The sequence below is a fragment of the Streptomyces sp. NPDC059092 genome, assembly GCF_042756365.1.
Taxonomy (GTDB): Bacteria; Actinomycetota; Actinomycetes; order Streptomycetales; family Streptomycetaceae; genus Streptomyces.
The window spans coordinates 1-26,978 of the sequence record NZ_JBHZEJ010000095.1 but is presented as its reverse complement, the minus strand read 5'-3'; the positions used below and the strand labels follow the sequence as shown (position 1 = coordinate 26,978).

General features: G+C 69.9%; 24 protein-coding genes and 1 pseudogene. 8 read left to right on the top strand and 17 right to left on the bottom strand.

The features are described from left to right. Positions 1-41 precede the first annotated feature (41 nt). On the bottom strand, positions 42-572 hold the full coding sequence (locus ACFXPL_RS34370; RefSeq protein ID WP_384927079.1) for a GNAT family N-acetyltransferase: 531 nt from the start codon (positions 570-572) through the stop codon (positions 42-44). Further along, the gene (locus ACFXPL_RS34365) at positions 569-2,413 is read right to left on the bottom strand and encodes an SMI1/KNR4 family protein (protein WP_384927078.1); all 1,845 of its coding nucleotides are present in this window, start codon (positions 2,411-2,413) and stop codon (positions 569-571) included. Before ACFXPL_RS34365 ends, ACFXPL_RS34370 begins: the two co-directional genes overlap by 4 nt. Before the next feature lie 225 nt (positions 2,414-2,638). Between ACFXPL_RS34365 and ACFXPL_RS34360 the strand changes: the two genes are divergently transcribed. Genes ACFXPL_RS34360 through crcB form a run of 3 tightly spaced genes read left to right on the top strand, consistent with a single transcriptional unit; the run spans position 2,639 to position 3,866 of the window. Beyond that, a complete protein-coding gene (locus ACFXPL_RS34360; RefSeq protein ID WP_384927077.1) occupies positions 2,639-3,151 on the top strand; it encodes a fluoride efflux transporter FluC in 513 nt (170 codons plus the stop codon). Further along, complete coding sequence (locus tag ACFXPL_RS34355) at positions 3,148-3,495, top strand: DUF190 domain-containing protein (RefSeq protein ID WP_384927076.1); 348 nt, start codon at positions 3,148-3,150, stop codon at positions 3,493-3,495. The genes ACFXPL_RS34360 and ACFXPL_RS34355 overlap by 4 nt, the downstream gene beginning before the upstream one ends. Then, positions 3,492-3,866, top strand: a complete 375-nt coding sequence (gene crcB / locus ACFXPL_RS34350) for a fluoride efflux transporter CrcB (protein ID WP_384927075.1) — start codon at positions 3,492-3,494, stop codon at positions 3,864-3,866. Before ACFXPL_RS34355 ends, crcB begins: the two co-directional genes overlap by 4 nt. A 30-nt stretch (positions 3,867-3,896) precedes the next feature. Here the strand turns inward: crcB and ACFXPL_RS34345 are convergent, their stop codons facing one another. After that, positions 3,897-4,502, bottom strand: coding sequence for a GPP34 family phosphoprotein (locus ACFXPL_RS34345; protein ID WP_384927073.1), 606 nt, complete (start codon positions 4,500-4,502; stop codon positions 3,897-3,899). A gap of 936 nt (positions 4,503-5,438) precedes the next feature. Between ACFXPL_RS34345 and ACFXPL_RS34340 the strand changes: the two genes are divergently transcribed. Beyond that, positions 5,439-6,035 (top strand): hypothetical protein, encoded by a 597-nt coding sequence (locus ACFXPL_RS34340; RefSeq protein ID WP_384927071.1) that lies wholly within the window; start codon positions 5,439-5,441, stop codon positions 6,033-6,035. 21 nt (positions 6,036-6,056) lie between these two features. After that, positions 6,057-6,920, top strand: coding sequence for a TIR domain-containing protein (locus tag ACFXPL_RS34335; RefSeq protein WP_384927081.1), 864 nt, complete (start codon positions 6,057-6,059; stop codon positions 6,918-6,920). Here the strand turns inward: ACFXPL_RS34335 and ACFXPL_RS34330 are convergent. The 3 genes from ACFXPL_RS34330 to glnA all read right to left on the bottom strand — a co-directional run bounded on the left by ACFXPL_RS34330 (position 6,876) and on the right by glnA (position 10,793). Continuing rightward, the gene (locus ACFXPL_RS34330) at positions 6,876-7,817 is read right to left on the bottom strand and encodes a hypothetical protein (protein WP_384927069.1); all 942 of its coding nucleotides are present in this window, start codon (positions 7,815-7,817) and stop codon (positions 6,876-6,878) included. The two genes, ACFXPL_RS34335 and ACFXPL_RS34330, sit on opposite strands and share 45 nt — an antisense overlap. A gap of 488 nt (positions 7,818-8,305) precedes the next feature. Next, entirely contained in the window at positions 8,306-8,689 is a 384-nt protein-coding gene (locus ACFXPL_RS34325) for a hypothetical protein (protein WP_384927068.1), read from the bottom strand. A 694-nt stretch (positions 8,690-9,383) separates the two neighbouring features. Continuing rightward, the gene (glnA, locus tag ACFXPL_RS34320) at positions 9,384-10,793 is read right to left on the bottom strand and encodes a type I glutamate--ammonia ligase (RefSeq protein ID WP_384927066.1); all 1,410 of its coding nucleotides are present in this window, start codon (positions 10,791-10,793) and stop codon (positions 9,384-9,386) included. A gap of 242 nt (positions 10,794-11,035) precedes the next feature. Here glnA and ACFXPL_RS34315 point away from each other — a divergent pair, with 242 nt between their 5' ends. Next, complete coding sequence (locus ACFXPL_RS34315; RefSeq protein ID WP_384927064.1) at positions 11,036-11,503, top strand: RDD family protein; 468 nt, start codon at positions 11,036-11,038, stop codon at positions 11,501-11,503. A gap of 101 nt (positions 11,504-11,604) precedes the next feature. Here the strand turns inward: ACFXPL_RS34315 and ACFXPL_RS34310 are convergent, their stop codons facing one another. From ACFXPL_RS34310 to lipB, 4 genes are all read right to left on the bottom strand, one after another. Next, on the bottom strand, positions 11,605-12,303 hold the full coding sequence (locus ACFXPL_RS34310; protein ID WP_384927062.1) for a DUF4191 domain-containing protein: 699 nt from the start codon (positions 12,301-12,303) through the stop codon (positions 11,605-11,607). Between the two features lie 10 nt (positions 12,304-12,313). After that, entirely contained in the window at positions 12,314-12,571 is a 258-nt protein-coding gene (locus tag ACFXPL_RS34305; RefSeq protein WP_384927060.1) for a hypothetical protein, read from the bottom strand. 282 nt (positions 12,572-12,853) lie between these two features. Beyond that, positions 12,854-13,822, bottom strand: a complete 969-nt coding sequence (lipA, locus tag ACFXPL_RS34300) for a lipoyl synthase (RefSeq protein ID WP_384927058.1) — start codon at positions 13,820-13,822, stop codon at positions 12,854-12,856. A 158-nt stretch (positions 13,823-13,980) separates the two neighbouring features. Next, positions 13,981-14,892 (bottom strand): lipoyl(octanoyl) transferase LipB, encoded by a 912-nt coding sequence (gene lipB, locus ACFXPL_RS34295; RefSeq protein ID WP_384927056.1) that lies wholly within the window; start codon positions 14,890-14,892, stop codon positions 13,981-13,983. 286 nt (positions 14,893-15,178) lie between these two features. Here lipB and ACFXPL_RS34290 point away from each other — a divergent pair, with 286 nt between their 5' ends. Next, positions 15,179-16,870 carry a regulator gene (locus ACFXPL_RS34290; protein ID WP_384927054.1) on the top strand — a complete coding sequence of 564 codons (1,692 nt, stop codon included), beginning with the start codon at positions 15,179-15,181 and terminating at the stop codon, positions 16,868-16,870. Between the two features lie 146 nt (positions 16,871-17,016). Here the strand turns inward: ACFXPL_RS34290 and ACFXPL_RS34285 are convergent, their stop codons facing one another. Both ACFXPL_RS34285 and ACFXPL_RS34280 read right to left on the bottom strand, forming a co-directional pair. Next, positions 17,017-18,339 carry an FAD-dependent oxidoreductase gene (locus ACFXPL_RS34285; protein WP_384927052.1) on the bottom strand — a complete coding sequence of 441 codons (1,323 nt, stop codon included), beginning with the start codon at positions 18,337-18,339 and terminating at the stop codon, positions 17,017-17,019. 427 nt (positions 18,340-18,766) lie between these two features. Beyond that, positions 18,767-19,654 (bottom strand): TIGR01777 family oxidoreductase, encoded by an 888-nt coding sequence (locus ACFXPL_RS34280; RefSeq protein WP_384927050.1) that lies wholly within the window; start codon positions 19,652-19,654, stop codon positions 18,767-18,769. 43 nt (positions 19,655-19,697) lie between these two features. Between ACFXPL_RS34280 and ACFXPL_RS34275 the strand changes: the two genes are divergently transcribed. Beyond that, positions 19,698-20,306 carry a GNAT family N-acetyltransferase gene (locus tag ACFXPL_RS34275; protein ID WP_384927048.1) on the top strand — a complete coding sequence of 203 codons (609 nt, stop codon included), beginning with the start codon at positions 19,698-19,700 and terminating at the stop codon, positions 20,304-20,306. A 55-nt stretch (positions 20,307-20,361) separates the two neighbouring features. Here ACFXPL_RS34275 and ACFXPL_RS34270 read toward each other — a convergent pair whose 3' ends face one another. The 5 genes and pseudogenes from ACFXPL_RS34270 to sucB form a co-directional block, all read right to left on the bottom strand. After that, positions 20,362-20,883 (bottom strand): DUF4240 domain-containing protein, encoded by a 522-nt coding sequence (locus ACFXPL_RS34270; protein WP_384927080.1) that lies wholly within the window; start codon positions 20,881-20,883, stop codon positions 20,362-20,364. 179 nt (positions 20,884-21,062) lie between these two features. Beyond that, positions 21,063-22,028: a helix-turn-helix transcriptional regulator gene (locus ACFXPL_RS34265; RefSeq protein ID WP_384927046.1), complete on the bottom strand. Its 966-nt coding sequence runs from the start codon at positions 22,026-22,028 to the stop codon at positions 21,063-21,065. Positions 22,029-22,109: 81 nt separating this feature from the next. Continuing rightward, positions 22,110-24,791, bottom strand: coding sequence for a pyruvate dehydrogenase (acetyl-transferring), homodimeric type (aceE, locus tag ACFXPL_RS34260; protein ID WP_384927044.1), 2,682 nt, complete (start codon positions 24,789-24,791; stop codon positions 22,110-22,112). A 218-nt stretch (positions 24,792-25,009) separates the two neighbouring features. Continuing rightward, on the bottom strand, positions 25,010-25,633 hold the full coding sequence (locus ACFXPL_RS34255; protein ID WP_384927042.1) for a GntR family transcriptional regulator: 624 nt from the start codon (positions 25,631-25,633) through the stop codon (positions 25,010-25,012). 113 nt (positions 25,634-25,746) lie between these two features. After that, positions 25,747-26,958: pseudogene (sucB, locus tag ACFXPL_RS34250) on the bottom strand (2-oxoglutarate dehydrogenase, E2 component, dihydrolipoamide succinyltransferase); the annotation flags it as partial. Between the last annotated feature and the right edge of the window lie 20 nt (positions 26,959-26,978).

Sequence of the window (26,978 nt, the reverse complement as noted above, 5' to 3'; positions counted from 1 at the left end):
CCGTCCTTTCGGCAGGGGGAGCGGCGCGGGCGCGGGCCTCCTCACTCCCCGAAGCGCCGCCGCCAGCGGACCTCGCCGTCGTGCCATTCATCGGTGGGGCTCAGCCCGACCGCCGCCGCGACCGCGCCCGACACCCGGTGTCCGGGACGGATATGGGCGATCACCGTCCCCACGCGCTGCTCCTCCAGCCACCGGACCAGCCCGCGCGCCGCTTCCGTGGCGAACCCCCGTCCCTGCCACGGCGTCCCCACCACCCAGGAGATCTCGGCGACCGTCTCGTCCCGCAGGGTGCGGTGCGGGGTGACGGTCGCCTGGACCGTACCGGACAGCTCTCCCGGTCCCTCCCGCTCCGTCAGCACCCAGTTGCACCAGGAGAAGGCCGGATCCGGTGAGCCCGCGACCATCCTCGTGTACCGCACACGCAGCTCCTCCGCCGTCGACGGTCTGCCGCCGATGAACGTGTGCAGTGCGGGGTCGGCGAGCACGCCCGCCATCTCCTCCGCGTGCTCGACGCGCAGCGGCAGCAGGGTCAGCCGCTCCGTCTCGATCACGGCGGTCCGTACGGAGGTCACGACGGATCCCGCCGCAGGTCGTCCCCGTACGGCGCGTCCGGCCCCGGAGGGCGGAGCCAGGGCCGGGTCAGGACGGCGTGCAGCCGCCCGTGCCTGATGGCGAACTCCGGCAGGGAGATCCCGAACTCGTCGGCGAGTTCGGCGAGCGCCTCGTACTCGTCGTCCGGATCCAGCCCGGGGCCGCCCGCCCCCGAGCCCCCGTCCTCCTCGAACCGCCCGTCGAAACCCTCCCCCTGATCCTCGAAATCCTCCTCGTACTCGGGGAACAACTCCTCCGGGTCGAGCGCGTCCGGCAGCTCCCCCCACTGCTCGATCTCCTCACCGCGCACCGTGAACCCGTACACGCGCTCCCCGTCCTCGGCGTACGAGAAGTGGAACGCGGCCGGTGGCGCCGACAGCCCGCCGCCACGCTCGCACCACACGGTGACCGACTCGCCGCCCGCCGACGCCGCGTCGCCCAGCCCGGTCAGCCGGTCCGGCAGGAGCGCTTCGGAGAGATGCGCACGGCTCTCGTAGGCGAAGCTCCAGCCGTCCCCGCACCTGCCCACCCGCGCGACGGGCCGCCGCTCCCCGCTCTCCGGGCCGAACCGGGCCGTCGCCACCTCGTCCTCGCCGGCCGGCGCCAGCAGCGGCGGTCCCTCGCCGATCCGGCCTGCCAGCTCCTCCGGCGAGACCCCCTGTACGAAGATGAAGCGGTAAGAGCTGTCCCGCTGCACGCCCGGGGACGGCTCGTCCGCGAGCCAGGCCAGCCCGTCGTCCCACGACGTGGCCCCGCCCTCAGCGATCCCCGCACCGATCCCGTGACCGGTCCCCGCCTCCGGGTCCCGCCCCTCCGCGCTCCGGGGCGTCTCCAGCAGGTACCGGCCGCGCTCCGGAGTGATCACCGGCCCGAGCAGGGGATCGGTGAGCAGTCCGACCGGGGCGATGCGCTCGTCGCCGGAAGGCTCCCAATAGGCCACGGCGTCGGCGAGGGTGTCCCAGGCCGCCTCGGTGTCCCCCCAGCGCGCCTGTTCCCGCGCCGCGCCCACCGCGTCACCGAAGGCCCCCGACGCCTCGTACCGGAACGGCTCGTCCAGCGGCCCCACGACGCGGTCCCGCGTCCCTCCGCCGCTCAGCAGCGCCTCCATCTGGACGCGCAGACCCCGCGCCCGGGGCCTGCCGCACTCCTCCGCGTCCGTGAACACCTTCAACGAGCTGTCTGCGGCCTCACCGCGCAGACAGGCCAGCCGCGCCCGCTCGACCTCCGCGTCCAGCTCGCGCGTCGTGTCGTTCTCGAACCCCGGTGTGTCCCGGTACCCGTGGTGGAAGCTCCGGAACAGGGCCTGCATGAGGTCCATGAAGGACGCGTGCCGCTCCGGGGCGCCGTCCGGCCGGCCCCGATGGAGGTACGCGGCCCACTCCCCGTCCGCGCTCACATCCCCGGGGTCGAGGAGGACCTCCGGTCCGTCCGCCTCCACGGAGAGCAGGAGCGCCCTGCCCCACATCTCGGCCCGCACGGTCTCCTCCGCTTCCTGAAGGCCGTGCGGATCCCCGTACCAGCGCGTCGCGTCCGTCGTGCCCAGCAGAGGGATGTCCGTCCCGGCGGGTCGCCAGCCGTCCGTGACGGCCAGGAACGACCGGTAGGTCGGCGGCAGCACCACATCCGGCCCGAGCCGCTCCTCCAGCGCGCTGATCCGCCCCGGATCGGCGCCCGCGAACCCGAGCCACGGCTCGCGCGGCGCGTGCGCGGCCGAGGCCCCGTCCGGGCCCGGATCCGCGTCCTCCCGGGCCCGCGCGCCGGGGGAGCCGGCCCAGTCCGCACTCCACCGCTCCAGGAAGGGACGCCAGTTGTAGGTCTTCATGTCGTTCATGGTGCCAGCGCCCACTGACAATCCCCCCGCGCCCGTCCACAGCCGGGCCCGCCCGGCTGGCCGAGCCGCGCGCCCTCCCGCTAACCTGGTCGGAAGCACGAAACGGCGGTGGGGCCCGCCGTACCCGAACCGCGGTGCGACCACCGCCAACGGTCCCTACTTGCGATGGAGCGCGCCCCGGCGCGGGCGCCCGGCGAGTAGGAGAGAGCCCCGGTGATGACCGACCCCACAGATCCCGACGCGGAGACCACGGCCACGGCCGCCGGGCCGGCCCCCGCACGCCGCCTCCGCGGCCGGCTGCTGGCGCCGGCGGCGCGGGTACCGCGGATATCGCCGGTGGCGGCCGCGGTCGCCGTGGTGGCGCTGGGCGGCGTGACCGGGGCGTCGGCCCGCTACGGCGCGTCCCTCCTCTGGCCCACCGGCCCCGGTGTCTTCCCGTGGACGACCCTCACCGTGAACGCGGTCGGGTGCGCGGTGATCGGCGTGTTCATGGTGGTGATCACCGATCTGCGGACGGCACACCCCCTCGTACGGCCCTTCTTCGGCACGGGCGTCCTCGGCGGGTTCACCACGTTCTCTACGTACGCGGTGGACATCCAGCGCCTGGTCGCGGACGGCCGGGCGGGCCTCGGCACGGCCTATCTGGGACTGACCCTGCTCGCCGCGTTCGCGGCGGTGTGGAGTGCGGTGTGGGCGACCCGCCGCGTACTGAAGTGGAGGCAGGCATGACCGGACCGACCGGTACGGCGCTCCGTCTGACGGTCTTCCTCGGCGAGAGCGACCTGTGGCACCACAGGCCCGTCTACACGGAGATCGTCCACCGCGCCCACCGAGCAGGCCTCGCGGGCGCCAGCGTCTTCCACGGCGTCGAGGGCTTCGGCGCCTCCTCGATGATCCACACCCAGCGGCTGCTCTCGCTCAGCGAGGACCTGCCCGTGGCGGTCGTGATCGTCGACACCGAAGAACGGATCAGGGCCTTCCTGCCGCAGCTCGACGAACTGGTCGGCGGGGGCCTGGTGACCCTGGACCACTGCGAGGTCGTCCGCCACGCGGGCCCGGAGGCAACCGGATGAACTGGCTCCTGGTCGTCCTGGGCGCCGCCGTAGGCGCCCCTCTCCGCTATCTGACCGACCGTTCGATCCAGCGGCGCCACGACTCGCTCTTCCCCTGGGGCACCTTCACCGTCAACGTGACCGGCTGCCTCGTCCTCGGCCTGGTGACGGGCGCGATCACCGCGGGCGCGGCCTCCTCCTCCGTACAACTCCTCCTCGGCACGGGCTTCTGCGGCGCGCTCACGACCTACTCCACCTTCAGCTACGAAACCCTCCGCCTCACGGAGGACGGCGCCCACTTCTATGCCGCGGCCAACGTCCTCGCGAGCGTGGCGGCGGGCCTGGGCGCGGTCTACCTGGGCATCGCGCTGGCGCAGGCGCTGTGGTCCTAGCCGAGCCCCCTCACGAGCCCCTGGGAAGCCCTACTGACCGCGCCAGATGTTGTCGTACGCGGCTTCCTCGATGACCCGCCGCTGCCGTACGGCCTCCAGCTCCATCACCGCGTCGTTGACGGCGGCGAGCACGGTCACGACCGAGTCGTCGGCGATCTCCGGGGAACCCTCGTCCGGCGGCTCCCCGATCCCGAGCGCACCGGCGAGCGCGGCGAGCACCGGCTCCCCCGAAGCCCAGCGGTCGGCCGCGTGACGGCGCTCGGGGGAGTCGGCCAGGGCGGTCCGGCCGGTGTCGACGGGAATCCAGCGGCGGCGTTGCCGGGTGAGCTGCCCCTCCGACTCCAGGGCGGCGAGGTAGACATCGGACAGCCCACGGCCCCGCCGCCACAGCCAGTCGTCGACCGACTCGTACGGCTCCTGCCGGACGAGCGCCCCCGCCGCCTCGTCCAACAGCCGGTCGGACAAGGTCCACCGGGCCCCCGGCACGATGCGGTCGCCCTCCAGAGTGAGCGCCTGGGCACCGACGAGGTCGATCACCTCGGCCCCGGCGAGCACGAGCGACAGATCACCCCGCTCCACGGGCCGGCTGGAGCCGACGTCCAGGGTGACGGTCAACAGGTCCCGCGGTGTGGTCATGAGCGGCTCCGTATCAGAGGCACTGTGGCGATCCCGGCCGACTGTAGTGTCCCCGAGAACTTCCGGCAGGCATGGAACAGCCCCTCGGAACGAGGCTGTTTCGCCTGTTCGGAGGGGCTGCCGGGAAGCTTTCCGAAGTACCCCGGAAGTTCTCCGGAAGCTCTTCGGACGTCCGCGCTCTAGATGTCGAAGTACAGGCACGAAATGCCTCCGACCTGTACGGGGCATGCTTTCCGGCAGCTGTCGGTGCACAACGGGTGCGACATACGTTGGCAGTTCGGTCCAGCACAGGAGGACGCCCCTCCGGCACGATCCCCACCACGGCGGAAACAACATCGACGTCTTCGAGTCAGCCACATTCATCGCAATCCGGCCGGCACCCCCATCGCTGGATCGACCCCGTCCAACAATCCGCGCACTACGCAGTAAGGCGAACCCCCGCACCCGCCCGCCGCCAAGCAATCCGCCCCGCCAGCACCGCGCCATCAGCCACCGCAAGCCCCCCGTCCCCACTCGCAATCCGCTCCTGGCAACGGGACTTCGCGATAGACCAGATGCACGCCGAAGGCGAACAGTTGCGGCGTGTTTCAGGCCGAACGTTGTCAGCCTGGGTTCTCGAGGCATCGCGGGTCGCGGAACGAGCGCAGACAAGGCTGGCGTGCGCAGCAACTGTTGGACCAGGGCGCTCGGGTCGGCGCCTTCATCATGCTTGCCCTGCCGTCCGTCGCCTACGCCGAATCGACCTTGACGACGCCCTCGTCCCACCGGGCTGCGCACGCATCTGCCGGCGATTCTGCAAGAGGACCCTCTCAGCAACAGTCAGAAAATATTATCAACTAATTCTTTGCGAGTATCGCTTTAACGTCGCGAGTGTCGCAGTTCGTAGGGTGGCGAGATCCTCCTGCATCATGCTTCAATATCACGCGAAGCGGCGCCATGGAGATTCTGATGATCGCAGCAATGGTAACGGCGTGCGCCAGTATTCTGATTGCCGTCATGGCCTACTGGCTGAACCATCAAGGAGAAACTCGCAGATCTCTGAGAGAAGCACGAATCGAGCGGGTGAGCAGTCAGCTAAAGCATCTCTACGGCCCACTTCTCGTTCTCACGGAAACGAACGAGAAGGTGTGGAATGAGTACTACAGGCGTTACACGCTACCCGTTGGTGCAGGCCCGGCTGAGATGCCATTATCGGAACGAGGGGAGGCGCGGTGGCACAAGTGGGTAGTAGCGGTGTTCGCTCCCACGGCCCAGAAGATACGGGAGATCATCACTGCGCGAGGTGACCTGATCATCGGGGGAGAAATGCCGCCTGTCGTCCTGGAATTTTGTGCTCACGCAGCGACCTATGATGCCCTCTTGGCGGACTGGGACGAATCGGGCCCGAGTAAATCAACTCTGATTCGCCATCCCGGAAACAAATTTCTGTCCTACGTTCGTGAGTCGTATGGATCACTCAAGGCCGAACAGGCCCTCTTGCTTAAGGCCGCACGTGAGGCTGGCAGAACCGGATCCGATCGGTCAGCGCGCTGACCGAAATGGAAGGAGACCGCTATCAAGATATTTCTGAGCTGGTCCGGAGAGCGCTCCAAGAAGACTGCTGAAGCTCTTCGGTCCTGGTTGCCGGATGTCCTCCAATGCATCAACCCCTGGCTCTCTAGTCTGGACATTTCCGCCGGCAGGAGAGGGGTTAGGGAGATCACCGACGAGCTTTCTGAAACGAATTTTGGGATCATCTGCATAACTCCAGACAATCAAAATTCCAGGTGGCTAAACTTTGAGGCCGGTGCCCTAGCCAAGCAGGTCGAGGGTGGCTATGCCGTCCCTTTCCTGATCGGCATGAAAACTACCGATCTCGTCAGCCCGCTCAGTCAGTTCCAAGCCATCATCGGAGATAGCAAAGACGACGTACTTAAGCTTCTTTTTGATATCAATGAAGCCTCGGGTGGTCTGGCACTCCCACGCGAAAGATTGGAACGCGCCTTCCAGAGGAGTTGGCCGGAGTTCGAGAGCCGCATCAGTGCAATTTCGTCGAGGGGCAAACTCGAGAATTCAGTGCAGCGATCCGATGCTGACATGACCGAAGAGATTCTCCTCATTGCCCGACAGCTCGATCACCGCATGGCGGAGATCGAGAGACATTCGCTACGGGTGGACGGGGCGCCGAGGCATCCATCTCGGGAAGTTCGCCGGATCAGTGAAGAGAAGTTTATTGCTTCCTCATTTGCGAAGATCGGTTGGGAGGCCGTCCGCTCCTCCTGGGAGGGGGAGAGTGTAGTCATTCTAGGACAGGGTTCAGATGGGTCATCGAAGTCGATTTCGCGCGATTTTGTCGATCGGCTCGCTAAATCCCTGGGCCGGCAGGTGGTCGTGCTAGGGGAGGCCGGGAAGGTGATCGTTCGCAGCAGCCTGCCGTGAAATCCCAACGTGGTTCGGGGGGTCGAATTTCAACTCGACCGGCATCGGCATTTTCTCTCCCTTCTTCAAACGTCGAAGACGCAATTCTCCAGCCTTATCCGGATCAACCCAGGCGTTCCATGCTCTAATGTAAATTGCAACCTGATCCCGCATGTCCATCCTGCGCTTGGAACCCCGCTTCTGTGTGTCCCTCGGAACTTCTCGCAGAGTGAGCCTCGCATCGCCAGGCTCCAGACTTGCACCCGACTTGAGCCCCGCGATCCAGTCGTCGATCTCAGCAGCGGGTGCCGCCTCGGTCGTCAAGAAATAGCCTAGTGCCGCTGCCGTTGGACTCGCGAACAGGTGCTTGGAAAGCTCGCGACCGGTGGCCACTGCCTCTTCGTACATGTCTTTGTCTTCGTTGTATGCGGCCAGGATCCGATCGTTCGATACGCGAGCCTGCACACCGCTCCAGCGATCCTCCGGCATTGCCTTGAAGAGAATGACGTGACGGATAGTGGAGGAAAGTAGGGGCAGATACTTTGCGCCGGTTGAAAACAGGGTATCCGCTGCACTTCGACGCTTTCCGGTATCGAGAACCGAGAAGGAATCTTTTGATAGCCCGCCGACAACAAGCATCTCTACTGGAGTGTTGGCCTCGATGATTGCATGGAGGCGATGCCGGCCGTCGAGAAGCGAGCCGGTCTTGTCAAAGGCAATTCCCTGATGAGTCAACTTCCACTCGCCGCGGAGAATGCTCTCCTTCAGAGATTTTACGTGTCCCATGTCTAGGCGTCTATTGGCTGAAGCCTGGGAAAGAAAAGTTTCGGCAATTTCAGGGGTTACCTTGACGATTCGCCAAACGAGGTTTTCGTCCGAGTCGTCCGGCTCCCCCGACCCTGTAACGGTAGTAGTCATCCTCTGATCTTAAGGTCGCGGAAACCCGATCCCTTGTTTTTGATCACAAGTGACCAATTTTGATCAATGAAGCGCTATTTTGACACCTCAATTTCCTGATTTAAGCGGGTCAGAGTCTACTTGGAACTCGTCACGCGAACACCGATTCTGTTGGTTGAGGCATCGATTCCCCAGCTGACGCCAAGACGTTTGGACGGGTCAAGAGTGAGGATCGTCTTCATTATGGAGAAGTGGCCTTCGCGGCACTGCTGACAGCGAGTCAGAGGGCGAGCCACGCGGTACGCAATCGTTACCTCGGAATCACGCAACGGTTGTTTTTCCGCCGAGGTGCACCCCAGACACATGGCGGATCACTCATCGGTACTCCGCGCAAGTTGCTCTACATGTGATTCGCGCCGATAAGGCGTGCGAGAGGAGGGCTCAAGAGTGAGTTCATGGCCAGAGCGAGGTGCAGGCGCGGCCCGGCGCTTCGCTGGATTCCAGAACCGTCAGCCGATGTCAGGTACCTTGATGAGCCACCCTTGCTCGAAGCCTGCGTGACGGCGGAAGGACGAAGCGAAGTGACGGAGGACGGCATACCCGGCGTCGCGGTCCTCAGCTGATCGGGTCGGCTGAACGAACGCCTCTGCTTGACCAACGATGTACGTGAAGCATCGCTCCCATTCCTCGTGGCCGGGAAGCCCCACTCGGGCTGCACACCTCTGCTGTACGAAGGCGAGGAGCTGAGGCCAGTCCCCGTCGGCGCGCTGGTCAGCCTTGGACGCCAGATCGATGGCATGCCCGGCGGTGACGAGGCGGTGTGACAGCGCCTTCGCTCCGGCCATCAAATCGCGTTGATCGTCCGGCAGGGTCGCCATGTCGAAGTTCTTCAACCGCCGGTAGGCGATCCGGACAACCTCACAGAATGGGCCGTCCTCTAGATACTTCTCCTCGTAGCCCTGGGTTTGTCCCGCTGCGGTAAGCGCTCGCCAAATCTCGATACGGCGTGGCCACCGAAGAGGTCTGCGACGCGATCGGGGATCTTGAACATGGTTCTCCCGCTTGTTCTGGCCCCGCGCCGACTCGAGTGTACGGACAAAGGGTGTTCGGCACTCCATCCTGCCGCAGGATCCCACCATCCATACCGCACCTCTTGGTCGCGACTGCGTCACCAACGGAACGACCTCGTCGCATCGGTCGAAGTAGTGCCGCTACGGTCATGCCGTCGTAGAACATCTTTGGGGACCTGCACTCTCGTCGCATGCTCAGGAGGCGGCGACGACGCGAAGCCGAGCACTGCGACTGAGAGCAGCCACTTGCGTGGTTGCAGTTGCGGCTAAGGAGCGGCTCTCGGCTACCTATCGCCGTGCACGGAGACCAAACAAACCAACGAGGGCCGCTACCCCGGCAATGGGGTGGCGGCCCTCGCAGTGGTCCTGACGTCACATCAGGGAATCGGTCCAGCGGTGCATACTCGGTGCACAAGGGGGTGGAAAGCAAGCAGTTACCGTGAGAATTGGTGAGAAGTTTTCTCGCAGGTCAGAGCTTGTTTGTGAGCCTTCCGCCCAGGCGGCCCGACTTCGCGGTCTAGATGTCGAAGTACAGCTCGAACTCGTGCGGGTGCGGACGGAGCTGGATCGGCGCGATTTCCTTCGTGCGCTTGTAGTCGATCCACGTCTCGATCAGGTCCGACGTGAAGACGCCGCCCGCCTGGAGGTACTCGTTGTCCGCCTCCAGCGCGTCCAGGACGGCCGGGAGGGAGGTCGGGACCTGGGGGACGCCGGCGTGCTCCTCAGGGGCGAGCTCGTAGAGGTCCTTGTCGATCGGCTCGGCCGGCTCGATCTTGTTCTTGACGCCGTCCAGGCCGGCGAGGAGGAGCGCGGAGAAGGCCAGGTACGGGTTGGAGGACGGGTCCGGGGCGCGGAACTCGACGCGCTTGGCCTTCGGGTTCGAGCCCGTGATCGGGATGCGCATCGCCGCGGAGCGGTTGCGCTGCGAGTAGACCATGTTGACCGGGGCCTCGAAGCCGGGGACCAGGCGGTGGTACGAGTTCACCGTCGGGTTGGTGAAGGCCAGCAGCGACGGGGCGTGCTTGAGGATGCCGCCGATGTAGTACCGGGCGGTGTCCGAGAGGCCCGCGTAACCCTGCTCGTCGTAGAAGAGCGGGGTGCCGCCCTGCCACAGCGACTGGTGGACGTGCATGCCGGAGCCGTTGTCACCGAAGATCGGCTTGGGCATGAAGGTCGCGGTCTTGCCGTTGCGCCAGGCGACGTTCTTCACGATGTACTTGAAGAGCATCAGGTCGTCGGCGGCGGCCAGCAGCGTGTTGAACTTGTAGTTGATCTCGGCCTGGCCGGCGGTGCCCACCTCGTGGTGCTGGCGCTCGACCTGGAGGCCGGAAGCCTCCAGCTCCAGGGAGATCTCGGCGCGCAGGTCGGCGAAGTGGTCGACCGGCGGGGCCGGGAAGTAGCCGCCCTTGTAGCGGACCTTGTAGCCGCGGTTGTCCTCGACCGCACCGGTGTTCCAGGCGCCGGCCTCGGAGTCGATGTGGTAGAAGCCCTCGTTCGCGGTGGTGTTGAAACGCACGCTGTCGAAGACGTAGAACTCGGCCTCGGGGCCGAAGTACGCGGTGTCCGCGATGCCGGTGGAGGCGAGGTACGCCTCGGCCTTCTTGGCGATGTTGCGCGGGTCGCGGCTGTACTGCTCGCCCGTGATCGGGTCGTGGATGAAGAAGTTGATGTTCACCGTCTTGTCACGGCGGAACGGGTCCACCCGAGCGGTCGACAGGTCGGCGCGCAGCGCCATGTCGGACTCGTGGATGGCCTGGAAACCACGGATCGAGGATCCGTCGAACGCCAGCTCCTCGGTCGGGTCGAACGCCTTCGCCGGGATCGTGAAGTGCTGCATCACGCCAGGCAGGTCGCAGAAGCGGACGTCGACGAACTTGACGTCCTCGTCCGCGATGAACTTCTTGGCCTCGTCGGCGTTCTGGAACATCCAGCTCCTCCTCCTCCCGACCCGGGGAGGGGCGGGGGTTATCGGTCGTGCGGCCAGTGCGGTGGCACACGCTGGACCCGACCTTAGGTTTCCGGGATTTCTCCAGCATGACCCATTTGTTTCGTTGAAGTTAACCAGCCCGGGTACGCGCCGGGCGTACGACGGCTCCGCCCGGGTACCCCCGCGCCCCTGGTGCCAACCCCGTCCCGAGTGCGCCGACACCGCCGCAGTACCGTGGACGGGTGGACAACAGGCAAGCAATCGGATCGTGGCTCTCGGGTCCCCGCGCGGCGGCCGAGAACATGGGCGTCGACTTCGGCTACCGGGGTGAGCGGCTGGGTCTGCCGGAGCACGGGCCCGGCTCCGTCGCCCCGCTCGGGCGGCGTTTCGGCGCGCTCTTCGTCGACTGGGGGCTCTGCATGCTGATCGCATACGGGCTCCTCGCGGACGGTGACTGGCAGGCATCGGGGAACTGGGCGCTCGGCGTGCTCCTGGTTCTCGGCGTGCTCACCGTCGGGACGGTCGGTTTCACGCCGGGCAAGCGCCTTTTCGGCCTGCGCGTCGTCGCCGTGAACGGCGGACGGATCGGTTTCGGCCGGGTCGTCGTCCGTACGGTGCTGCTCTGCCTGGCGATCCCCGCGCTGATCTGGGACCGCGACGGGCGCGGGCTCCACGACCAGCTCGGGCGCGCCGTTCAGGTGCGTATCTGACACCGGCCCGAACGTGAAGGACATGAAAGAGAGGGCGGCTCGGAGAGATTCTCCTGACCGCCCTCTTGGGTGTTTCCGGTGTGTGGCTGCGGTGTGTGGCGCTAGCGCATCTTTCCGCCGCGCGGCATCCGCATGCCCTTGGGCATCGGGCCCTTCGGCAGCGGCATGTTGCTCATCAGGTCACCCATCGCCCGCAGCCGGTCGTTGGCCGCCGTCACCTGCGGGCCCGCGAGCACCCGGGGCAGCTTCAGCATGGTCGTACGGACCTTCTTCAGCGGCACCTGGCCCTCGCCGTCACCGACGATGATGTCGTGCACCGGCACGTCCACCACGATGCGCGCCATCTTCTTCTTCTCGGCGGCCAGCAGGCTCTTCACCCGGTTCGGGTTGCCCTCGCCCACCAGGACGATGCCCGCCTTGCCGACCGCCCGGTGGACGACGTCCTGGCTGCGGTTCATGGCCACCGCCGGGGTCGTGGTCCAGCCACGGCCGACGTTTTCCAGGACCGCGGCCGCCGCGCCCGGCTGGCCCTCCATCTGACCGAAGGCGGCCCGCTCGGCGCGCCGGCCGAAGATGATCGCCATCGCGAGGAACGCCAGGATGAATCCCAGGATCCCCAGATAGACGGGGTGATTGATCAGGAAGCCGATCGCGAGGAAGACACCGAAGGTGACGATTCCCACACCACCGACGACAAGCCCGACCTTCGAGTCGGCCCGCCGGGTCATCTTGTAGGTGAGAGCGATCTGCTTCAGTCGCCCCTGGTTCGCAGCAGTGTCTGCGTTGTCCTTCCTCGCCATGCCCAGAAGTTTACGTGGCGTGGGAAGTGGCGTCCGACACCGCCTCCAGTACGTGCTCCGTCTCGACCCGGTCCTTGGCCCTGCGGCGGTCCTCCAGGACGGCCGTCCAGGCGTTGCGGCGCGCCGTACGCTGGCCGCCGCTCAGGAGCAGGGACTCCACGGCGCGCAGCGCGGTGGACACGGACGGCAGGGCCACGGAGGCGCGGGCGGGCGTGGCTGCCGTCGTCGCCTCGGTGACGGTGGTGGGTCGTACCGGCGCGACCTGCATGATGGCGGTCCCCTCAGGAGTGATGAAGGCAGACAGGCGACCGAACGCGTAAGCGAACGGTTGAGCGGAGAGTGGGACGTCTGTTCGCGGAGTGTGCGTCCAGCGTCACTCATTGGTGTTACCAGGGCGTGACGGACCGGTCAAACGCGGATGAAACCCTGGGAAGAGGGAAGGCGCGAGCCTCGAACAGCCGTGCGGCCCGTACCCCACCTCCGACCTGCGAGGAGCGTACGGACCGCGAACCGCCGGGCGCTACCGGCCGGTAGTCACTTGTGCGTCGATTCACACAGCCTGCGCGGCGGCGACGGCCGCGTCGCGCCGCTCGTTCGCCTGCTGGAACAGCCGGCCCGCGCGGTACGACGAACGCACCAGCGGCCCTGACATCACCCCGGAGTAGCCGATCGCGTCGGCCTCGTCCTTCAGCTCCACGAACTCCTGCGGCTTCACCCAGCGTTCGACCGGGTGGTGACGCGCGGACGGCCGCAGGTACTGCGTGATCGTGATCAGTTCGCAGCCCGCGTCATGGAGGTGCCGCAGCGCCTCGCTGACCTCTTCGCGGGTCTCGCCCATACCGAGGATCAGGTTGGACTTGGTGATCAGCCCCGCCTCGCGGGCGCGGGTGATCACTTCGAGGGAGCGCTCGTAACGGAAGCCGGGGCGGATCCGCTTGAAGATCCGCGGCACCGTCTCGACGTTGTGCGCCAGCACCTCGGGCCGGGAGGAGAAGACCTCGGCGAGCTGCTCCGGCACGGCGTTGAAGTCCGGGATGAGCAGCTCGACCTTGGTGTGGCCGGTCTCGCGCTCCGCGGTGAGGGTGTGGATCTGGCGTACGGTCTCGGCGTACAGCCAGGCTCCGCCGTCATCCAGGTCGTCGCGGGCGACGCCGGTGATCGTGGCGTAGTTCAGGTCCATCGTGACGACGGACTCGCCCACGCGGCGCGGCTCGTCGCGGTCCAGCGGCTCCGGCTTGCCCGTGTCGATCAGACAGAAGTCACACCGCCGGGTGCACTGCTCGCCACCGATGAGGAAGGTGGCCTCGCGGTCCTCCCAGCATTCGAAGATGTTCGGACAGCCGGCCTCCTGGCAGACCGTGTGCAGACCCTCGCTCTTCACGAGCTTCTGCAACTGTTGGTACTCGGGGCCCATTTTCGCCCGGGTCTTGATCCACTCGGGCTTGCGCTCGATGGGGGTCTGGCTGTTCCGGACCTCCAGGCGCAGCATCTTGCGTCCGTCGGGTGCGACAGCGGACACGTCCGGCACCTCTCTCTGCTGGCGCGGCATTCGATTCTTCGGCGAACACCAGGTTACGCCCGTTATTTGCGTGGTCTTCACTCTGCCCAACCCCGGGGTGGAGGGGTGCATTCCCCCGAACGGCCCGGCCGGGCGGGGGAGGGTGTGCTCGGCTCGTGCTAGGCGCTCACCTTCAGTGTCCCGGCGGCCGGCGCGGTCTCTTGTACGGCCTCCCGTACGGGCTGACCCACGGGACCCACGGGCTCGCGCTCGATGAGCCGCGGCGTCGGCTCGGCCCGTTCCAGGACGTCCCGCAGGTGTTTCTCCACCACGGGGACGACCTCCGCCACCGTGATCCCGCGGCCCAGTTCGTACGAGAGCGACGTCACGCCCGCGTCACGGATCCCGCACGGCACGATCCGGTCGAACCAGGTGTTGTCCGGGTTCACGTTGAACGAGAAGCCGTGCATGGTCACGCCCTTGGCGACCCGGATCCCGATCGCCGCGAGCTTGCGGTCCTCCCGGCGCTGGCCGGCGTTGGACGGGGCGTACTCGGGCCCGTTCAGCCGTGGGTCGAACTCCTCGTCCGCCAGCCGGGGATCGGCCCCGGGGGCCGTCCCGGGCGCGAGGTCCAGCGAGAGTCCGCCGTCCGGGAGCCCGCCCGGCGGGGTGCGCTCCGCCACCGGGTCGCCCAGTACCCACACGCCGCTGCGCCCCTCGACCCGGCTCGTCGCCAGGCCGAAGTCGGCGGCCGTGCGGATCAGCGCGTCCTCAAGGCGGCGTACGTGTGCCACGACGTCCACCGGACGCGGCAGCTTCAGGATCGGGTAGCCCACGAGCTGTCCCGGGCCGTGCCAGGTGATCTTCCCGCCGCGGTCGACGTCGACGACGGGGGTGCCGTCGAGCGGGCGCTCACGGTCCGTCGTACGCCGTCCGGCCGTGTAGACCGGCGGATGCTCCAGCAGCAGGCAGGTGTCGGGGACCTCGTCCGCGAACCGGGCCGCGTGGACCCTGCGCTGCTCCTGCCACGCCTCCTGGTACTCGACGGCCTCCGCGCCGAACCCGAGATGGACGTACCGCAGCTCACTCACGGCAGAGCCTCCTTACCACCGGCCGAGAAACCTTCGTCCTGCACGCATAAGTGCCCTTGCCACTGTACGGCGGCCCCAGGTGGGGCGTCCGGGCAGGTGTACGCGGGTCAGGGCACCCTCCCGCCACCCGCTCCATCGCTCCGCCCCACGTCAGCAGCGCAAACGATCCTCACACGATCGGATGAATGTGGGGCGAACGAGGCAGTGAGACCGGTCACGGCTACTACATTCGCGCCGTTCCATAGGGCTGCTCCCCGGGCCCGGAAGGCAGGAGACCGTACAGCACATGTCGGAACGACCTCCGCAGCGCACCCCCAACCGCCAGCTCGCCGCCCTCATCGCCGAGGCCGGATTCTCCCACGCGGGTCTCGCCCGCCGGGTGGACCAGCTCGGCCTGGAGCACGGCCTCGATCTGCGGTACGACAAGACGTCGGTGACCCGCTGGCTGCGCGGGCAGCAGCCGCGCGGCACCACGCCCGCACTCATCGCCGAGGTCTTCACCCGCCGGCTCGGACGCCGGCTCTCCGCGCAGGATCTGGGGCTGGACGCCTGTGCCCCCGTCTACGCGGGCCTCGAATTCGCCTCGACCCCCGAGGAGGCCGTCGACATCGTCGGCGGACTGTGGCGCAAGGACTCCGGCAGCCACAACGAACTGCGCAAGATCGCGTTCACCCCGGCGGGCCTGGTCGTCCCCAGCCGCGACTGGCTGATCGGCCGCGCCGACGAGCGCGTGGCCCATCCGGGGCTCGCCGCCGCGGGCCCCGGAGGCCCAGCCGGGAGCGGACCCGCCCTCCCCGCCGGGCCCGTTCCGTCCGCCGGACCCGGCGGGCTCGCCGGGACCGCCGGGTCCGTCACGTCCGTCGGCGCCGCGCCCGGCCGCGCCTCCGGCCTCGTCCCGCAGCGTCCCGGCCGCGGGCCGGGATCCACCCGGGTGCCCGCCCAGGCCCAGGCTCACGCACCGGGAAGACCTTCGTCCCCCGCCCCCGGTTCCGCGCCGTCCCCGGTCCCCGCCGCACGGTTCTCCCCGCCGGTGCCGTCCTCGGTCCCGCGCCCGCGCACCGAACGCGCCGTCGGCCAGCGCGTCACCGCCGGCGACATCGAGGCGCTGCGCTCCGTCGGTGATCTCTTCCGCACCCTCGACCACGCCTACGGCGGCGGCCACGCCCGCCAGGCCCTCGTGCGCTACCTGGAGCACGAGGCCGAACCGATGCTGCGCGGCCTGTACGGCGAGACCACCGGCCGCAGACTCTTCGCCGCCGCGGCCGACCTGACCCGGCTGGCGGGCTGGACCTCGTACGACATCGCCGCGCACGGCCTCGCCCAGCGCTACTTCGTCCAGGCGCTGCGGCTCTCCCAGGCGGCCGGGGACCGGGTGTACGGCTCGTACGTCCTGATCACGATGAGCCGGCAGGCGGTCTACCTCGGCCACGGCCGCGAGGCCGTCCAGCTCGCCCGCGTCGCCCAGCAGGGCGTCGGCGGATCAGCGCCCCCGGTGGTCCAGGCGCTGCTCCACTCCGCGGAGGCGCGCGGCCACGGCGTGCTCGCCGAGGCGCGGGCGTGCGCCGCCTCGCTCCTACGGGCCGAACGAGCCCTGGACGCGGCGCGTCCCGGCGATGAGACGCCGTCCTGGGCGCGCTTCTTCGACGAGGCTCAGTTCGCGGACGAACTGGCCCACTGCCACCGCGATCTCCAGCAGTACCGCGTCTCCGTCCAGCACGCCGAGCGCTCGCTCCAACTGCGCGCCCCCGAATACGCCCGCAGCCGCCTCTTCTGCCGGGTCGTGCTCGCCTGCGGCCGTCTCGGCCTCGGCGAGCTGGACCAGGCGTGCCTGCTCGGCGTGGAGGCCGCTCAGCAGGCCTCGGAGATGCGGTCGGCGCGGGCGGCGGAGTACGTACGGGACTTCGAGCGGCGGCTGGAGCCGTACCGGGACGCCGCGGCCGTACGGAACTACCGCGACCGGGTGGCCGCGATCGGCTGACCCGCCGCGGCCGGCTGACCCGCCGTCATCGGCCGACCCGCCGCGGTCGGCTCGCGCACGGTGGTGAGCCGGTCCCGTCCGGGGAAAGGCCGACACCCGGACGGGACCGGAGCTGTGCGCCCGCGCCCCCTGGGTCGGGACGGGGCTTACGCGACGGCGGGCATCGGCGCCGTCTCGTACGCCGGGCGTACGCCCAGATCGCGCAGGATCGCGTGCGCCGCGCGGCGGCCGGAGAAGAGCGCGCCCTGCACCGTGTTCGTGTCGCGGTGGTCGCCGCACACGTACAGCCCCGACAGCACCCGGACCGGCCGGCGCAGATCGTGCGGCGGCTCCATCGCGGGCACGGCCTCCGGGTCGTGATGGACGGCCAGCAGCTCCCAGTCGTCGGTCGGTGTCCCGTACAGGCGCGCGAGGTGCGCCCGGACCGTACGGTCCAGCTCGGCGGCCGGGGGAGGGGTGCCGAGCACCGTCGACGAGATCAGTACGCGGCCCCGCGGCGCGCGCGACGGGTCCACCGCGCTCATCACGGCCGTGTGCGTGACGGGTCCCCCGCGGTCGGCGTCCAGCAGCAACGCCGGTTCGCTCAGCGGGGGTTCGGGCGCCGTGTGGTGCAGCACCGTCACGGCGTGGAAGTCCGGCACCCGCAGCCCCGGCAGCAGCTCGGCCGCCGCCCTGGCGCCCGTCGCGAGGACCAGCGACCGGCAGCCGATCTCGCCGTGCTCCTTGGTCGTCACGCAGTTGATCGACGTGTCCGTGACGCAGACATCCGTACGGACGGTGCCCTCCGGCAGTGTCCGCGCCAGCAGTTCGGGCAGCGTGGCGGCGCCGCCGGCGGGCACGAAGAGCCGGCCCCGCGCGAACGCCCGCAGCGCGAGATCGGCGCACCGGCTCGACGTCCGCAGCTCCGGGTCGCAGAGCAGCGCGGTGAGCAGCGGCCGGATGAAGCCGTTGACCGTACGGGCGGGCAGCCCGCGCACCGCCAGCGCCTCCGCCGCGGTCCGTTCGGGGCGGGCCAGCAGCCGGGCCGTCGGCATCGCCGCGAGGCGGCCCAGGGAGGCGCTGAGCCGCGCCTGGTCGACCGCGCCGCCCAGCGGCGGCCGGGGGGCGCTCGCCAGGGCGCGCGCGACGGTGAGTGCGCTCCGCGCGCTCCCTACCGCACCGGTGCGGTAGTTCCTGCCGTCGCTGTGGACGAGGACGCCCGGCGAGAACATCCGGACGGCCGCGCCTTCGAGCCCCGGCGTGCGGAGCAGATCCGGGTAGGCGGCGGTGAGCAGCCGGCCGCCACGGTCCAGACGGAAGCCGTCGACCTGATCCGTGGCCATCCGGCCGCCGACGTGGGGGGCGGCCTCCAGGACGCTGACCGTGACGCCCGCGCCGGTGAGATGGTGCGCGGCGGACAGGCCCGCCAGGCCTGCTCCGATGATGACGACGTCTGCGTGGTGCGCGGTGCCGAGTGCGGTGCTGAGCACGTGGCCCTCCCCGAGGTCAGCGCGGCTGGGCGGGGGCCCGATGCCCGCATCGGGCCCCCGGAACGCCCTGGACGAGTAGGTCGTCCGAAGGGGCGTCGTCCCGTTCCCGGTCGAGCGTAGGGACGGATGGGCGCGGCGCGGACGCGCGCGGGCGGGGGCACCGATGCATGGGGGGTGCGTGGCGCCGCGCGGCGGGGCGGCGGAACGGAGCGGGGCGCTCCCCGGCTCCCCGGCAGGGGCGGGGGCGCGACGCACCCGGCCGCGGGGGCCGCGCGACGCGCACCGGTACGGGAGGGGCCGGGAACGCTCCCGGCACCCTCCCGGAGCCCTGGCTCCTCCGCCGGGCCGCTCCCCGGCCGCTCCCCGTGCGCTCCCGGGTGTCGGGGGGACCGCCCCCGGTACGGCGGCGGCCGAGCCGCCCGTACCGCTACACCGCCGCCCGTACCGCCTCGTCGATCGTCGGGAACGCGAACGTGAAGCCCGACTCCAGCAGCCGGGACGGGACCACCCGCTGACTGCCGACGATGTCCTCCGCCAGGCCGCCCACCACCAGCCGCAGCGCCGCCGCCGGGACCGGGAACGGGGTCGGGCGGTGCAGGACGCGGCCCATCGCCGCCGTCACCTCGCGGTTGGTGACGGGCTCGGGGGCGGTCAGGTTGACCGGGCCCTCCAGGCCGTCCGTGTCGATGAGATGGCGCAGCGCCGCCACCTCGTCGTGCAGCGAGATGAAGCTCCAGTACTGGTCGCCCGAGCCGAGCCGGCCGCCCAGCCCCGCGCGGAAGAGCGGGAACAGCCGCCCCCACGCACCGCCCTCGCGCGCGACCACCAGACCGGTGCGGGGGAAGACCGTACGGATGCCCGCCTCCTCGGCCGGCAGCGCGGCCTCCTCCCACTCCACGCAGAGCGACGGCAGGAAGCCGTCCCCCGGAGGGGCGCTCTCGTCCACCCTCCGGTCCCCGGTGTAGCCGTAGAACCCGATGGCCGAACCGGAGACCAGCACCCGGGGCGGCGAGTCCAGCGAGGTCAGGGCCTCGGCGAGGGTGGCCGTACCGAGGACCCGGCTGTCCCGGATCTCCCGCTTGTACGCGTCGCTCCAGCGGCGGTCCCCGACACCCGCGCCCGCGAGATGGACGACCGCGTCGCAGCCGTTCAGCTTCCCCGCGTCGATCGTCTGCCGTACGGGGTCCCACTCGATCTCGTCGGCCGCGCGCGCCGCGTGCCGGACCAACCGCGTCACCTCGTGCCCGTCCGCGCGCAGGGAGCTGACCAGAGCCGTACCGATGAGCCCGGTGGAACCGGTGACCGCGATTTTCATGCGCCCATCCTGCCTCCGGAACACCGCGTGACACAGTTACGCCATGGTGGAACCCCGGATACGCCCCGCCGCACGCGCGGACGACGATGCCCTCGGCGCCCTCGACCGGGCGACCTGGTCGCCGCTGCACGCCGTCACACCGAGGCCGAGCCCGCCGTACGGACCGTTCTTCGACAGCCAGCACCGGCCCGAGGACTTCCTGGTCGCCGAGTACGACGGCGCCGGCCTCCCGGGCGCCGGACGCTCCGACGGCGGCGCCGCGACGGAGTACGACGGCGCCGGCCTCCCGGGCGCCGGACGCTCCGACGGCGGCGCCGCGACCGGTGATCCCGAGGACCCCGTCGCCGGGTACATCCGCGTCGCCCGCCCCACCCCCCTCGCCAGCAACGCGCACGTACGGCAGATCCAGGGGCTCGCGGTGCACCCCTGGGCGCGCCGCCGGGGCGTGGCGCGCGCCCTGCTGCGCGCGGGCGCGGTGCACGCGCGTAACCAGGGCGCGCGCCGGCTGACCCTGCGCGTCCTCGGGCACAACACCGTGGCGCGGGCGCTGTACGAGTCCGAGGGGTACCGCGTCGAGGGGATCCTGCCGGGGGAGTTCCACCTGGACGGGGCGTACGTCGACGACGTGATGATGGGGCTCTCGCTGGAGTGAGCCGCCGGGCCCGACGGGCCGGCCCGGAAAGCGCCCGAACGCGGCCCGGCCCGCCTCACTCGCTCCCGAAGCGCTCCGTCAGCCGGGGGAACCGCTCCGCCAGCGCCGCGTCGTTCTCGAAGTCCAGCGGTGTGCCCTCGGGCTCCGCGCGCTGCGCCGCGATCCCCAGAGCGGGCGCCACCACCCCCGTGAGCTGTTCGTACGCCTCGTCCGCCGCGTACCCCAGTTCCTCACCGTCCCCGTCGACGGTCTGGTCGAACGTGTCCAGCAGGTCGGCCAGGTCGTCCGGATCGTGCAGCGAGCCCTCGAAGACCTCCCGGCCCTGCCCGATGAGCCAGCAGCGGAAGTAGTCGAAGGCGTCGTCGCTCGCGCCGTCGAGCAGGACGGCCGCCGCGCCCCACAGGTCCCAGTGGTAGGCGCGGTTGTAGCGCGACTCGAAGTGGCGCGCGAAGTCCAGCACGGAGTCGGGATCGAGCTGCAGCAGCCGCTCGATCAGCAGATCCGCATGGTCCTCGGGGTCGCCGTCGGCGGCCTCGCGGGTGCTGTCGACGATCTCCCAGAACTCCGTCTCGTCCATCACGGGTCAAGCATCGTGCCTGAGGGGGAGCGGCGCACGCGGGAGCCGGGAGTCGCGGGGACTTCTGTGACCTTGTGGGACGTCCGGGCTGGAGCGCGCGGGCCCATCCGCGGACGTCCGGGGCCACCTGCGGAGCGTTACGGGCCCGCCTGTGGGCCGTGCGGCACCGGAGAGAGACCCTAGCCGTACAGGCCGTCCATCCGCGCCGCCGCCTCCGCGAACCGGCGTCTCAGCGTCTGCGGCCCCAGGACCTCCGCGTCCGGGCCCAGTGCCAGCAGTTGCGTGTACGCCACCTCCTCCGACTCCACCGGCAGCGTGAGCGTGATCCGGCCCTCCTCGTCCGCCGGGGCCGCCGCCTCGATCGCCGCACCCGCCGCCGCGCGGTCCACCACGTACGGGAGTCTGCGGGCGCCCTCGGGCGAGAGGCGCACCTCGATCTCGGTGCGCAGCAGGGAGCGCGCGAACTCCGCCGCGCGCTCCTCCCAGAACGCCGGCAGATCGAACGAGTCATCTCTGGTGAAACGTTCCTGCGACGTCTCCACCGCCGTGAACCGGTCGATCCGGTACACCCGGACCGTGGACTCCGTACCGGCGCACACGTACCAGACGCCCGCCTTCAGCACGAGACCGTACGGCGCCAGCTCCCGCTCCACCTCCTGGTCCTCGCGCCGATAGCGCGCCGCGACCACCCTGTCGTCCCAGACCGCCTCCGCGAGCACCGGCAGCAGCTCCGGCGTCTGCGGCTCGTGGTACCAGCCGGGCGCGTCGAGGTGGAAGCGCTGCGCCGCCGTGTCCGGCGCGTCCCGCAGCGACGGCAGCAGCGCCGCCGAGACCTTCAGCCGGGCGGCCGACGAGATGTCGTCGAGGCCCATCTCCCGCAGCGCCCCCGGCACACCGGAGAGGAACAGCGCCTCCGCCTCGCCGCGCGCGAGGCCGGTCAGCCGGGTGCGGTAGCCGCCGACGAGCTGGTAGCCGCCGGACCGGCCCCGGTTCGCGTACACCGGGATCCCGGCCTCGGAGAGGGCCTGGGCGTCCCGGGTGATCGTGCGCTCGGACACCTCCAGCTCGCGGGCCAGTTCGCCCGCGGTCATGGAGGGTCTGGACTGGAGGAGAAGGACCATCTTGATCAGGCGGGCAGCACGCATACGTCCATGATGCAGGGAGCCCCTGCCACTCAGTGACAGGGGCTCCCCGACCTGCTATAGGGGGTGCGGAGGGTCAGGCCGTCAGAGACCGTAGCGCTCGCGCGCCTCCGCGATCCGCTCCGGCTTGACCTCGCCGCGCCGCGCGAGCTGCGCCAGCGCCGCGACCACGATCGACCGCGCGTCCACGCCGAAGTGACGGCGCGCCGCCTCCCGCGTGTCCGAGAGCCCGAAGCCGTCCGTACCCAGCGAGCTGTAGTCCTGCTCCACCCACTGGCTGATCTGGTCGGGCACCTGACGCATCCAGTCGCTGACCGCGAGCACCGGGCCCGGCGCGCCTTCGAGCGCGCGCGTCACGTACGGCACCTTCACCTCGCCGCGCAGCAGGGCCTCGTCGGCCTCCATCGCGTCCCTGCGCAGCTCGGTCCAGGACGTGGCGGACCAGACGTCGGCCGTCACACCCCAGTCGGCGGCGAGCAGTTCCTGCGCCTCCAGGGCCCAGTGGATCGCCGTACCGGACGCCAGGAGCTGGATCGCCGGGGCGTCGGACGCCGCGGGGACGCCCTCCTTGAAGCGGTACAGGCCCTTGACGATGCCCTCCTCGACGCCTTCCGGCATCGCGGGCTGCGGCATCGGCTCGTTGTAGACCGTCAGGTAGTAGAAGACGTCCTGGTCCTCGCCGGGCACGGGCTCGCCGTACATCCGCCGCAGACCCTCCTTGACGATCACCGCGATCTCGTACGCGAACGCCGGGTCGTAGCTGAGGGACGCCGGGTTGGTGGCCGCGATGAGGTGCGAGTGGCCGTCGGCGTGCTGGAGGCCCTCACCCGTCAGGGTCGTCCGGCCCGCGGTGGCGCCGACGATGAAGCCCTTGCCCATCTGGTCGGCGAGCTGCCACATCTGGTCGCCCGTGCGCTGCCAGCCGAACATCGAGTAGAAGATGTAGAACGGGATCATCGTCTCGCCGTGCGTCGAGTACGACGTGGCGGCGGCGATGAAGTCCGCCATCGAACCGGCCTCGGTGATCCCCTCGTTGAGGATCTGGCCGTCCTTGGCTTCCTTGTAGTACATGATCTGGTCGCGGTCGACCGGGTCGTACGTCTGGCCCAGCGGCGAGTAGATGCCGGCCGACGGGAACAGTGCCTCCATGCCGAAGGTGCGCGCCTCGTCGGGGACGATCGGGACCCAGCGCTTGCCGGTCTCCTTGTCCCGCATCAGGTCCTTCATCAGCCGGACGAACGCCATCGTCGTCGCCACGGACTGCTTGCCCGAGCCCTTGGTGACGGCCTGGAACGGCTTCTCGGACGGCTGGGGCAGCGCGACCGTGTGCAGCCGGCGGGCCGGCGCGGGGCCGCCCAGCGCGGCGCGCCGCTCCTGGAGGTAGCGCACCTCGGGGGAGTCGGCGCCGGGGTGGCCGTACGGCACCAGGCTCTCGTCGAGTTCCGCGTCCGGGATGGGCAGCTCCAGCAGGTCGCGCATGGTGCGGAACTGCTCGCCCGAGAGCTTCTTCATCTGGTGGTTGGCGTTGCGCGACTCGAAGCCGGCGCCGAGCGTGTAGCCCTTCACCGTCTGCGCGAGGATCACGGTCGGCGCGCCCTCGTGGGACAGCGCCGCGCGGTAGGCCGCGTACACCTTGCGGGCCTCGTGGCCACCGCGCGAGGTGAAGAAACACTCGGCGATCTTCGCGTCGGTCAGCAGCTTCGCCAGCTCGGCGAGGGCCGGCTCGGCGCCGAAGAAGTGCTCGCGGATGTACGCGACGTCACGCGTGGCGTACGTCTGGAACTGGGCGTCCGGCACCTGGCGCAGCCGGCGTACCAGCGCGCCCGTGGTGTCCAGCGCGAACACCTCGTCCCAGGCGGAGCCCCACAGCGTCTTGACGACGTTCCAGCCGGCGCCGCGGAACTGCGCCTCCAGCTCCTGCACGACCCGGAAGTTGGCGCGGACCGGGCCGTCGAGGCGCTGGAGGTTGCAGTTGATGACGAAGGTCAGGTTGTCCAGCCGCTCGCGGGCGGCGAGCGCGAGGGCCGCCGTCGACTCGGGCTCGTCCATCTCGCCGTCGCCGAGGAACGCCCAGACGTGCGAGGCGGACGTGTCCTTGATGCCACGGTTGGTGAGATAGCGGTTGAAGCGCGCCTGGTAGATCGCGGAGAGCGGGCCCAGCCCCATGGAGACGGTGGGGAACTCCCACAGCCACGGCAGCCGCCGCGGGTGCGGGTAGGAGGGCAGGCCCTGGCCGCCGGACTCCTGGCGGAAGTGGTCCAGGTCCGTCTCGGTCAGCCGGCCGTCGAGGAAGGCGCGGGCGTAGATGCCGGGGGAGGCGTGGCCCTGGATGTAGAGCTGGTCGCCGGAGCCGTCCCCCTCCTTGCCGCGGAAGAAGTGGTTGAAGCCCGTCTCGTAGAGCCAGGCCGCGGAGGCGAAGGTGGCGATGTGGCCGCCGACGCCGTAACGGGCGCCGCGGGTGACCATCGCCGCCGCGTTCCAGCGGTTCCAGGCGGTGATCCTGGACTCCATCTCCAGATCGCCGTCGAACTCGGGCTCGGCGGCGGTCGGGATGGTGTTCACATAGTCGCTCTCCAGCAGCTCGGGCACCGGGACCCCGGCGGTTCCCGCGTGCTGGAGGGTGCGCCGCATCAGGTACGCGGCGCGGTGCGCGCCCGCGTGTTCGGTGACGGCGTCGAGGGAGGCCGCCCATTCGGCGGTCTCCTCGGTGTCACGGTCCGGGAGCTGGTCCAGCTCGCTCGGAAGCTTGCCTACGGGGTCGGGCATCATCGCCGCCTTCCGGACAGGAGGGGGGTGGAGAAGTGGTCATGTCTGGCAGGACAGGACGCTGGGCTGGGTGCAGCCCGTCGTCGACTGTAGAGCGCTGATCGATGATCGATCAAAGGGTTGAAAGGCAAAACTTCTCGATCTCAAGAAATTGGCATCCCGTGCCGCGCGAAAGGGCACGGAGTGACGGACGGTAATTCATGACAGAAGCGGCGAAATCAGGCACGTGGCGCGCATCCGAGCACATGGTCCTTCACCAGTGACCCGATGCCCGGGTCCCGTCTCCGGAACGCTTCGACCAGCTCTTGATGCTCTTCGGCGTACGACTTCTGCACGGTGCCCAGCCAGCGGATCGACAGCGCGGTGAAGACCTCGATGCCGAGCCCCTCCCAGGTGTGCAGCAGCACTCCGTTACCGGCGGCCCGCACCAGCTCCCGGTGGAAGCCCACCGTGTGCCGTACCTGCGCGGTCCCGTCGGCCGTACGGTCCGCCGCGTACAGCGCCGTCACGTGCGGCTCCAGCGCGGAACAGTCCACGGCGAGCCGCTCGGCGGCCAGCTCCGCGGCGATCTGCTCCAGACCGGCCCGTACGGGATAGCTCTCCTCCAGGTCGGCCGCGGTCAGGTTCCGCACCCGTACGCCCTTGTTCGGTGCCGACTCGATCAGCCGCAGGGACTCCAGCTCGCGCAGCGCCTCACGTACGGGCGTCTGGCTGACCTGGAGCTCCGTCGCGATCCGGCGCTCCACGATCCGCTCGCCCGGCTTCCAGCGACCGCTGACGATCCCCTCCACGATGTGCTCGCGGATCTGTTCGCGCAGCGAGTGGACGACGGGCGGACTCATGAAGCGCTCCTCGGGCCGGGCCGGACGTTGTCTGGACAATACGGCGCCCCCGCCCGGAGAACAGTCTCCGGACGGGGGCTGTGCCTTGGTGCGGCTTTCCGGTACGGCCCGGGTCAGAGACCCAGTTCCACCTCGAACTCGCCCGCTTCGAGGATGGCCTTGACCGCCGTCAGGTAGCGGGCGGCGTCGGCGCCGTCCACCAGACGGTGGTCGTAGGAGAGCGCGACGTACGTCATGTCGCGCACCGCGATGGTCTCGCCGAGGTCCGGGTGGTTGATGACCACCGGGCGCTTCACGGTGGCGCCGATGCCCAGGATGGCGACCTGGTTCGGCGGCACGATGATCGTGTCGAAGAGCGCACCGCGCGAGCCGGTGTTGCTGATGGTGAAGGTCGCGCCCGCCAGGTCGTCCGGGGTGATCTTGCCGGCCCGGACGGCCGTCGCCAGCTCCGCGGTCTTCTTGGAGATACCGGCGATGTTCAGGTCGCCCGCACCCTTGATGACCGGGGTCATCAGACCCTTCTCGGAGTCCACCGCGATACCGATGTTCTCCGAGTCGAAGTACGTGATCGTGGACTCGTCCTCGTTGATCCGGGCGTTGATGACCGGGTGGGCCTTCAGCGCCTGGGCCGCCGCCTTGACGAAGAACGGCATCGGGGACAGCTTGACGCCCTCGCGGGCGGCGAAGGAGTCCTTCGCCTGCGCGCGCAGCCGCATCAGCTTCGTGATGTCCACCTCGACGACCGAGGTGAGCTGGGCCTGCGTGTGCAGCGCCTTCATCATGTTGTCGCCGATGACCTTGCGCATGCGGGTCATCTTGACGGTCTGACCGCGCAGCGGGGACGCCTCCAGCTTCGGCGCCTTGGACGCCGCGGGGGCGGCGGCCGGGGCCGGAGCGGGAGCGGCGGCGGCCTTGGCGGCCTCCGCGGCGGCGATGACGTCCTGCTTACGGATCCGGCCGCCGACGCCGGTGCCCTTGACGGACCCGAGGTCGACCGCGTTCTCCGAGGCCAGCTTGCGGACCAGCGGCGTGACGTACGCGCCGTCGTCGCCCGCGGGGGCGGCCGGGGCGGCGGGCGCGGCCGGGGTGACGGGAGCCGGAGCGGCCGGAGCCGGGGCGGGCGCGGCAGCCGGTGCCGGGGCGGGGGCGGCCGGCGCGGGCGCCGGAGCCTTCGGGGCCTCCTGGGCGGGGGCGGCCGGGGCCGGAGCGGCAACCGGTGCCGGGGCAGCCGCCGGTGCCGGAGCGGCGGCCGGGGGGGGGCCGGCCGGGGCCGGGGGCGTAGACAGATAAACGGTCCCCACGCCCCTGAGAGCCAGGAGCGGTCCGTCCTAGGCGGGAGAGTGCT

Bases quoted from the DNA above. Each gene is read 5' to 3' on its own strand.
- ACFXPL_RS34345 (WP_384927073.1), bottom strand. From the start codon at position 4,502: ATGACCACACCGCGGGACCTGTTGACCGTCACCCTGGACGTCGGCTCC.
- ACFXPL_RS34340 (WP_384927071.1), top strand. From the start codon at position 5,439: ATGGAGATTCTGATGATCGCAGCAATGGTAACGGCGTGCGCCAGTATT.
- ACFXPL_RS34275 (WP_384927048.1), top strand. From the start codon at position 19,698: ATGGTGGAACCCCGGATACGCCCCGCCGCACGCGCGGACGACGATGCC.
- ACFXPL_RS34360 (WP_384927077.1), top strand. From the start codon at position 2,639: ATGACCGACCCCACAGATCCCGACGCGGAGACCACGGCCACGGCCGCC.
- ACFXPL_RS34270 (WP_384927080.1), bottom strand. From the start codon at position 20,883: ATGGACGAGACGGAGTTCTGGGAGATCGTCGACAGCACCCGCGAGGCC.
- ACFXPL_RS34365 (WP_384927078.1), bottom strand. From the start codon at position 2,413: ATGAAGACCTACAACTGGCGTCCCTTCCTGGAGCGGTGGAGTGCGGAC.
- glnA (WP_384927066.1), bottom strand. From the start codon at position 10,793: ATGTTCCAGAACGCCGACGAGGCCAAGAAGTTCATCGCGGACGAGGAC.
- ACFXPL_RS34310 (WP_384927062.1), bottom strand. From the start codon at position 12,303: ATGGCGAGGAAGGACAACGCAGACACTGCTGCGAACCAGGGGCGACTG.
- ACFXPL_RS34290 (WP_384927054.1), top strand. From the start codon at position 15,179: ATGTCGGAACGACCTCCGCAGCGCACCCCCAACCGCCAGCTCGCCGCC.
- aceE (WP_384927044.1), bottom strand. From the start codon at position 24,791: ATGCCCGACCCCGTAGGCAAGCTTCCGAGCGAGCTGGACCAGCTCCCG.
- ACFXPL_RS34330 (WP_384927069.1), bottom strand. From the start codon at position 7,817: ATGACTACTACCGTTACAGGGTCGGGGGAGCCGGACGACTCGGACGAA.
- crcB (WP_384927075.1), top strand. From the start codon at position 3,492: ATGAACTGGCTCCTGGTCGTCCTGGGCGCCGCCGTAGGCGCCCCTCTC.
- ACFXPL_RS34265 (WP_384927046.1), bottom strand. From the start codon at position 22,028: ATGCGTGCTGCCCGCCTGATCAAGATGGTCCTTCTCCTCCAGTCCAGA.
- ACFXPL_RS34305 (WP_384927060.1), bottom strand. From the start codon at position 12,571: ATGCAGGTCGCGCCGGTACGACCCACCACCGTCACCGAGGCGACGACG.
- ACFXPL_RS34355 (WP_384927076.1), top strand. From the start codon at position 3,148: ATGACCGGACCGACCGGTACGGCGCTCCGTCTGACGGTCTTCCTCGGC.
- ACFXPL_RS34255 (WP_384927042.1), bottom strand. From the start codon at position 25,633: ATGAGTCCGCCCGTCGTCCACTCGCTGCGCGAACAGATCCGCGAGCAC.
- ACFXPL_RS34280 (WP_384927050.1), bottom strand. From the start codon at position 19,654: ATGAAAATCGCGGTCACCGGTTCCACCGGGCTCATCGGTACGGCTCTG.